The organism is Streptomyces sp. NPDC126510 (genome assembly GCF_040302345.1).
Taxonomy (GTDB): domain Bacteria; phylum Actinomycetota; class Actinomycetes; order Streptomycetales; family Streptomycetaceae; genus Streptomyces.
In genome coordinates this window covers 52,879-60,340 of the sequence record NZ_JBEORR010000045.1, presented here as the reverse complement: position 1 = coordinate 60,340, position 7,462 = coordinate 52,879, and the positions used below count along the sequence as shown (strand labels likewise).

At 71.6% G+C, this 7,462-nt stretch carries 7 protein-coding genes; 1 reads left to right on the top strand and 6 read right to left on the bottom strand.

Translation table 11 applies throughout. From position 1 onward, the window contains the following. Window positions 1–99: 99 nt before the first annotated feature. The 4 genes from ABTX60_RS39005 to ABTX60_RS38990 are packed head-to-tail and all read right to left on the bottom strand — an operon-like array spanning window position 100 to window position 3,732. The gene (locus ABTX60_RS39005) at window positions 100–771 is read right to left on the bottom strand and encodes a response regulator (protein WP_352101626.1); all 672 of its coding nucleotides are present in this window, start codon (window positions 769–771) and stop codon (window positions 100–102) included. Beyond that, window positions 768–2,012, bottom strand: a complete 1,245-nt coding sequence (locus ABTX60_RS39000) for a sensor histidine kinase (protein WP_352101625.1) — start codon at window positions 2,010–2,012, stop codon at window positions 768–770. The genes ABTX60_RS39005 and ABTX60_RS39000 overlap by 4 nt, the downstream gene beginning before the upstream one ends. Before the next feature lie 23 nt (window positions 2,013–2,035). Beyond that, a complete protein-coding gene (locus ABTX60_RS38995) occupies window positions 2,036–2,815 on the bottom strand; it encodes an ABC transporter permease (protein ID WP_352101624.1) in 780 nt (259 codons plus the stop codon). After that, window positions 2,812–3,732, bottom strand: a complete 921-nt coding sequence (locus tag ABTX60_RS38990; RefSeq protein ID WP_352101623.1) for an ATP-binding cassette domain-containing protein — start codon at window positions 3,730–3,732, stop codon at window positions 2,812–2,814. Before ABTX60_RS38990 ends, ABTX60_RS38995 begins: the two co-directional genes overlap by 4 nt. A gap of 92 nt (window positions 3,733–3,824) precedes the next feature. Between ABTX60_RS38990 and ABTX60_RS38985 the strand changes: the two genes are divergently transcribed. Beyond that, window positions 3,825–4,367 carry a GNAT family N-acetyltransferase gene (locus ABTX60_RS38985; protein WP_352101622.1) on the top strand — a complete coding sequence of 181 codons (543 nt, stop codon included), beginning with the start codon at window positions 3,825–3,827 and terminating at the stop codon, window positions 4,365–4,367. Between the two features lie 19 nt (window positions 4,368–4,386). Here ABTX60_RS38985 and ABTX60_RS38980 read toward each other — a convergent pair whose 3' ends face one another. Both ABTX60_RS38980 and ABTX60_RS38975 read right to left on the bottom strand, forming a co-directional pair. Continuing rightward, the gene (locus tag ABTX60_RS38980) at window positions 4,387–6,033 is read right to left on the bottom strand and encodes a type IV secretory system conjugative DNA transfer family protein (protein ID WP_352101621.1); all 1,647 of its coding nucleotides are present in this window, start codon (window positions 6,031–6,033) and stop codon (window positions 4,387–4,389) included. Between the two features lie 17 nt (window positions 6,034–6,050). Beyond that, a complete protein-coding gene (locus ABTX60_RS38975) occupies window positions 6,051–7,460 on the bottom strand; it encodes an ATP-binding protein (RefSeq protein ID WP_352101620.1) in 1,410 nt (469 codons plus the stop codon). Window positions 7,461–7,462: the final 2 nt, after the last annotated feature.

Below are 7,462 nucleotides of genomic sequence, written 5' to 3'. Positions count from 1 at the left end.
CTGCAGGGGGGACCCTGTGGGAGAGTAGGACGCCGCCGAACAATTTTTGGGAAAACCCCCGCATCTTCGGATGCGGGGGTTTTCTGCGTTTCAGGACCTTTACGACGGCTCAACCAGCTTCGTGTCGTACGCCAGAATGACGGCCTGAATGCGGTCACGGGAACCGGTCTTCGCGAGAATGCGGCCCACATGGGTCTTCACCGTCGACTCGGCGAGATGAAGACGCGTGGCTATCTCCGTGTTCGTCCAGCCCTGGCCGATGACCGTGAGGATTTCGCGCTCCCGGTCGGTGAGGGAAGCGAGGCGGGCATCCTCCCGTGGACCGGCTTCCGTGCCAGGGCCGGCCGGGAGGTGATGGACGTAGGCGTCCAGGAGGCGGCGCGTCAGGCTGGGGGCGACGACCGCGTCGCCGGTGGCCACCGCGCGAATGCCGGCGAGGAGTTCCTCGGGCTGGGCGTCCTTGACGAGGAAGCCGGAGGCACCTGCGCGGAGGCCGGCGTAGGCGTACTCGTCCAGGTCGAAGGTGGTGACGATCAGGATGCGGGTGCGGTCGCCGGCGGCGGCGATGCGGCGGGTGGCCTCGATGCCGTCGAGGCCGGGCATGCGGATGTCCATCAGGACGACATCGGGGCGGAGCTCGGCAGCCAGGCGGACCGCCTCGCTGCCGTTCGGTGCCTCGCCCACGACCGTCATGTCGTCCTGGCTCTCCAGCAGCATGCGGGAGCCGAAACGCTGAAGGGGCTGGTCGTCGGCGATCAGGACCGTGGTCACTGCGGGGGTTCCTCCGGGAGGTGTAGACGGACGCGCCAGCCCTGCTCAGGCTGGGGGCGAGGACCGGCCTCAAGTGTGCCGCCGTACAGGGCGGTTCGCTCGCGCATTCCGGGGAGTCCCCGGCCGTCCCGGGACGGCCCGTCGGTGCGGCTGCCGCTGCCGGTGTCCGTGATCGTGACGGTGACGGCGGCCTTCTCCGCGTAGGAGAGGGCTATCTGGGCGGTGGCGTCGGGGCCGCCGTGTTTCAGGGTGTTGGTGAGGGCTTCCTGGATGACGCGGTAGACGGTGAGCTGGCGGCCCGGAGGGAGGCCGGGGATGCCGTGGGTGGTCGTGGTGACGGGGAGGCCCGCGGAGCGGACGCCGTCGAGGAGCGCGTCGAGGTCGCCGAGGCCGGGCTGGGGGGCCAGGTCGGGCTGGTTCCTCTCCTCCTCGCCCAGGACGTCGAGGAGGCGGCGGAGTTCGGTGAGGGCCTGGCGGCTGGTGCCGGCGATGGCGTCGAGGGCCTGGGCCGCGCGCTCGGGGGACTTGGCGGCGGCGTAGCGGCCGCCGTCGGCGAGGCCGGTGATGACGGAGAGGTTGTGGCCGATGATGTCGTGCATCTCGCGGGCGATGCGGGCACGTTCGGCTGCGGTCGCGAGCTGGGCCTGCTGGTCGCGTTCGGTCTCCAGGCGGCGGGCGCGGTCCTCCAGCGCCTCGGTGTAGTCGCGGCGGGTGCGGACCGTGACGCCGATGAGGGCGGCCACCGTGATGGACATCAGGTGGGAGCCGATCTGCTGCTCCCAGGTGCCCTCCCCGTGGCGGACGGCCGACAGCAGGACCGGGGTGATCACCAGGGTCGCCGCCCACCACAGGTCGCGCAGGCGGCGGCGCAATGCGAGGTGGTAGACGAGGACCAGCTGGAGCAGGGCCGCCTGGAGGGCGGCTCCGGCCCAGGCGTTGGCGACGGCGAAGGGAACCATGACGGCCAGGGCGACCGCGGGGTGGGTGCGGCGCCATAAGAGGGGGACGGAGAGGCCGAGGCTCATGGTCAGGAGCAACCAGCCGGGGACGTCGAGGGCGTGGGCGTTGTGGCGCCAGCCGCCGCCGGTGTAGTCGATCAGGGCGGCGGTGACCCAGAAGCCGGTGAAGTGGAGGTCCCACAGCAGCGGGTGGCGTCGGTCGAAGGAGCGCACCCGGTGGGTGAGGCGCTGGGTGTATTCGGTGAGGGGCTCCGGCGCCCGGTCCTGGGTCACGGGGTCCATCGTGCGGGATGCGCTGCCGGGCGTCATACGTCTTTGCGGCGCAGGACCACCGCGGCGACCGTGAGGACGGCCGCCGTCCACAGGAGCATGGCCAGCAGTGCGGCGCCCGGGGAGGCCGCTCCGGGCATGGGCTGCGCGGTGGTGAGGGCTTCCAGGGTCTTGCCGGGGAAGTAGCGGACGGCGTCGTCGACGAACGTGTACGGGAGCATGGCCAGGATCTCGGGGAGGATCATGACGATGCCGATGAAGGCGCCGATGGCCATGGGGACCGAGCGGAGCAGCGCGCCGATGCCGAGGGCGAGCACGGCGAGGAGGGTGAGGCCGATCGCGTTGCCCCCGAGAGCGCGCAGGACGCCGGGGTCGCCGAGGGAGGCGGACAGGTCGGTGCCGGTGAGGAACGACTGGGCGAGGGGGAAGGTGAGAAGGTTCGTCGCCAGGGTGAGGGGGAGGGCGACCGCGGTCAGGACGGCGGCCTTGGACCACAGGACGGGCAGGCGGCGCGGGACGGCCGTCATCGTGGCCCGGACCTGGCCGGTGGAGTACTCGCCGGCGGTGGCCAGAATGCCCAGGGCGCCGAGGTTGATCGTGGCGAACTGGGTGCCGAGGAGGACGAACATGACGGTGTCCATGCCGCCTTCGCCGGAGCCGTCGTAGGCGGCGCCCAGGCCTGCGCCCATCGCTGCGGTGAGGGCGCTGGTGACGACGAGGGTGATCCAGGTGGAGCGCAGGGTCCAGAACTTGTGCCACTCGGAGCGCAGGACGCGGGCCGGGGTCACACGGTAGGGGAGGGTCGCTGTGGTCATGCTGCCGCTCCTTCCGGGGTCGCCGTGTATTCCAGCGCGTCGCGGGTGAGGTCCATGAAGGCCTCCTCCAGGGAGGCGGTGCTGGGGGTCAGTTCGTACAGGGGAATGCCGTGGGCAGCTGCGGTGCGGCCGATGTGTTCGGTGTCCGTGCCGCGAACCCGCAGGGTGCCGGGGGTGTCGGTGGTGATGTCGACGCCGGGGGCGGTGAGGAGGTCTGCGAGGGTGCCGGCGTCCGGGGTGACGACCTTGGTGGCGCCCGCCCCGGAGTCGCGTACGAAGTCGGTGACCGTGGTGTCGGCGAGGAGACGGCCGCGGCCGATGATGACCAGATGCTCGGCGGTGAGGGCCATCTCGCTCATCAGGTGGGAGGAGACGAGGACCGTGCGGCCCTCGGCGGCGAGGGACTTGAGCAGGTTGCGGATCCACAGGACGCCCTCCGGGTCGAGGCCGTTGACCGGCTCGTCGAGGATGAGCGTGGCCGGGTCGCCGAGGAGGGCGGCGGCGATGCCGAGGCGTTGTCCCATGCCGAGGGAGAAGCCCTTGACGCGGCGGTGGGCCACGTCGGTCAGGCCGGTGAGGCCGAGGACGTGTTCGACCCGGCTGCGGGGGATGCCGTGGGTGTGGGAGAGGGCGCGCAGGTGGTGGTAGGCCGTGCGGCCGGGGTGCACCGAGCGGGCCTCGAGCAGGGCGCCGACCTCGGTGAGAGGCGCGGGGTGGGCGGCGTAGGAGCGGCCGGCCACGGTGGTGTGGCCGCGGGTGGGGGCGTCGAGGCCGAGGAGCATGCGCATGGTCGTGGACTTGCCGGCGCCGTTCGGGCCGAGGAAGCCGGTGACGGTGCCCGGGCGGACGGTGAAGGACAGGTCGGTGACGACCGTCCGGTCGCCGTAGCGTTTGGTGAGTTCGTGTGCCGTCAGCATGGTTCGATGCTCGTGCCTGCGGGGGCGGCGGGCGTCGGACCGGCGGTGTAACCGGGGTGAGGGGTGTCGTACTCGGGTACTACCGTGGCCGCATGAGCTATGTGATCCGGTCCGTCCGTGCCGGCGAGTGGGCCGCGGCGAAGGAGCTGCGGCTCGCGGCGTTGCGGGACCCGGTGGCGCACCTGGCCTTCCTGGAGACGTACGAGGAGGCCGTGGCCCGGCCGGACGCGTTCTGGCAGGAGCGGACCGCGGGGGCCGCGGAGGGGGCCGGCAGGGCGCAGCAGATCATCGCCGAGGGGCCGGACGGGCGGTGGGTCGCGACGCTGACCGTGCTCGTGGAGGAGCCCGGGACGACCGACTGGGCCGGGTTTCCGGTGGAGCGGAAGCAGGGGCATGTGGTCGGTGTGTTCGTGCGGCCGGAGGAGCGCGGGAGCGGGCTGACCGAGGTGCTGTTCGACGCGGCCCTGGAGTGGTCGTGGGCTCAGGGACTCGAGCGGGTGCGGCTCATCGTGCACGAGGAGAACGGGCGGGCGCAGCGGTTCTACCGGCGGGCCGGGTTCGTGCCGAGTGGTGTGACGGTGCCGTTGGGGGATGCCGGGGAGCGGGAGCTGGAGTTCGTCCTCGTGCGGGAGTGAGCCTCTCCGGGGTACGGCTTCAGACCGGCAGTTCGTCGTGCGGCCAGCGGGCGCGGCCCTGTTCGCGGGACCGGAGCAGGGCCAGGGTCGGCATGCCCCGGTCCGCTCCGGTGGCCAGCAGCTCCGGGAGCTGGGGGAGCGGGGCCACGGCCGCGACGTCGTCCAGGACGAGCGTCATTGGTGGGTCGAGGCGACCGGCCGATGACCGTTCGGCCATGTGCCGGCCGCGCTCGACCACGCTCGAGACGAGGGCCGTCAGGAAGGGCATCGCGCCCGGGTTCGTCCTGGGGTCCTCGATGGATTCCCCCACCACGTAAAGCGTGCCCCCTTCGTGGACGAAGGAATCCAAGGCGAGGGCATCATTTCGGTTGGGAGTGCAGGCTTCGCGGATGTTGATCGTGGAGAGGGCCGCGAGGGCACGGGTCGTCAGCTGCTGGGCCATGTCCCGGCGTTCGGGGTGGGCCGTGAGGGCGCCTTCGAGTTCGCCCGCGGAGCCGGGGGCCGCCTTGGGGTTGGTACGGAGGATGCGTACGGCGTCCTGGATCTGAGTGCCCTGGGACCAGCGGTGGACGTGGCGGATGGTGCGGCCGTCGATCGCCGCGGCGTGCAGGTAGCTCCGCAGGAGTGTCTCGGCTGTGTCGCTGAGGGCCTGGTCGAGTTTGGCGGTGGGGCGGACCGGGGCGAGGAGGGCGGTGGCTCTCGTGGCCGCTGTCGCCTTGTCCTCGCAGCCGGCTGTGGGGGACCAGTGGAGGCGGGACGGGGTGTCGCAGAGGTGGGTGGGGTCGTAGAGGTGGGCGGGGCCCAGTTTGGCTCTGGCGTCTTTCGTCTCCTGCCAGAGGGTGGGGTTCGAGGTGACGACGAGGGCTGGGCCTTCCGCGTCGGCCACCGCTCGGGCGGCGGCGGTTCGGCGGGTCTCCTTGGGGGCTACGAGGATTTTCTCCCACGCGCCCACCCGCTCCTGGGCGAACAGGGACGCCCGGGTGGTGGGTGTCGTCACCGGGGCGGGGATCTCGGTCGCCGTCGGGTGCGGGGCGTGCGTGGCCGATGCCGTCGGTTCCAGGATCTGCGGGGAGCGAGTGGCCGAGCGGGGCGTCGGCACCTCGTGCTGCGTCGCCGTGGTCGCCTGTTCCTGTCCGGGTGACGGGGCTTCGTGCGGTACTGCCGGGGTCCCGGACCCCTGGCCGGGTGTCGGGACGCCGTGCGGTACTGCCGGGGCCCCGGGCCCCTGCCCCGGTGTCGTCACCCCGTGCCGTGTCGGTTCCGGGTGTTGCCCCGCCGTCAGGGTCCGCTCCTCGCGGCGTCTCGCGCGCACCGCTCGCCACCGGGCCAGCGTACCCATCACGAACACGGTCAGGACGACCAGGATCATCAGCTGGCCGATGAGCACGCCCCAGAACAGGCCGTAGCCGGAGAGTTCGCCGGCGGGTGTGCCGGGCCAGGCGCCGGGGATGTCGTGGGGCCGGGCGACGAGGTCGCGCATGGCCAGGGGCGTGCGGGCGAAGGTGACGCCGGACGGCCAGGAGCCGTGGGCGAACAGGGCGGCGAGGCCGGTGGCCGTCCACACCAGCAGGGTCATGCCGAGGAGGAACGCGAGTATGCCGATCAGCAGGCCGTCGGGGATGCCTCCCTGGCCGTCCCGCTGGGTGTGGCGGTCGTCCGGTCTCACGCGTTCTCCCCTGCCGCCTATGCCACCGTTGATTCGGAGTCGCCCAGGTGGTGCTCCACGAAGGCCGCGGCCCGTTCCTCCGCCTCGAGTTCGGCGGCGTGCAGGGCGTCGTCGGTGAGGTCGTGGGAGGACTCGGTCATCGCGCGGTCGGTGAAGACCAGGGGGCGTTCGGTCTCGGTGATCAGGTGTTTGACGACCTGGACGTTGCCGTTGACGTCCCAGACGGCGATGCCGGGGGTGAGGGTCGGGATGATCTCGACCGCCCACCTGGGCAGCCCGAGGACTCGTCCCGTCGCCCTCGCCTCGTCGGCCTTCTGGGCGTAGATCGTCCTGGTGGAGGCCATCTTGAGGATCGCCGCCGCTTCCTTGGCCGCGGCTCCGTCCACGACGTCGGACAGGTGGTGGACCACCGCCACGAAGGACAGGCCCAGGCGCCGGCCGAACTTCAGCAGGCGCTGGAACAGCTGGGCGACGAAGGGGCTGTTGATGATGTGCCAGGCCTCCTCGACCAGGAAGATGCGCTTCTTCCGGTCGGGGCGGATCCAGGTGTGCTCCAGCCACACGCCGACGATCGCCATGAGGATGGGCATGGCGATGGAGTTGCGGTCGATGTGGGACAGGTCGAAGACGATGAGCGGGGCGTCGAGGTCGATGCCGACCGTGGTGGGGCCGTCGAACATGCCGCGCAGGTCACCGTCGACGAGGCGGTCCAGGACCAGGGCGACGTCGAGGCCCCAGGCCCGTACGTCGTCTATGGCGACGTTCATCGCCTCGGCCGACTCGGGTTCGGGGTGGCGCAGCTGCTCGACGATGTCGGTCAGGACCGGCTGGCGGTCGACGATGGTCTCGTTGACGTAGGCGTGGGCGACCTTGAGGGCGAAGCCGGAGCGCTCGTCGAGGCCGTGGCCCATCGCGACCTCGATGATCGTGCGGAGCAGCGCGAGCTGGCCCGTCGTGGTGATCGCGGGGTCGAGCGGGTTGAGGCGGATACCCATGTCCAGGGCCGCGGTCGGGTCCAGGCGGATGGGAGTTATGCCCAGCTCCTCGGCGATGAGGTTCCACTCGCCGACGCCGTCCTCGCCCTGGGCGTCCAGGACGACGACCTGGCGGTCGCGGAAGCGGAGCTGGCGCAGGACGTACGTCTTCTCCAGTGCCGACTTGCCGTTGCCGGACTCGCCGAGGACCAGCCAGTGCGGCGCGGGGAGCTGTTGGCCGTAGAGCTGGAAGGGGTCGTAGATGTAGCCCTTTCCGGAGTACACCTCGCGGCCGATGATGACGCCGGAGTCGCCGAGGCCCGGGGCGGCGGTCGGGAGGTAGACCGCCTGGGCCTGGCCCGTGGACGTGCGCACCGGGAGCCTGGTCGTCTCGACCTTCCCGAAGAGGAAGGAGGTGAAGGCGTCGGTGAGGACGGACAGCGGATCCCGCATCA

Coding starts and splice junctions, on each gene's coding strand:
- ABTX60_RS39000 (WP_352101625.1), bottom strand. CDS start 2,012: ATGGACCCCGTGACCCAGGACCGGGCGCCGGAGCCCCTCACCGAATAC.
- ABTX60_RS38995 (WP_352101624.1), bottom strand. CDS start 2,815: ATGACCACAGCGACCCTCCCCTACCGTGTGACCCCGGCCCGCGTCCTG.
- ABTX60_RS38990 (WP_352101623.1), bottom strand. CDS start 3,732: ATGCTGACGGCACACGAACTCACCAAACGCTACGGCGACCGGACGGTC.
- ABTX60_RS38985 (WP_352101622.1), top strand. CDS start 3,825: ATGAGCTATGTGATCCGGTCCGTCCGTGCCGGCGAGTGGGCCGCGGCG.
- ABTX60_RS38975 (WP_352101620.1), bottom strand. CDS start 7,460: ATGCGGGATCCGCTGTCCGTCCTCACCGACGCCTTCACCTCCTTCCTC.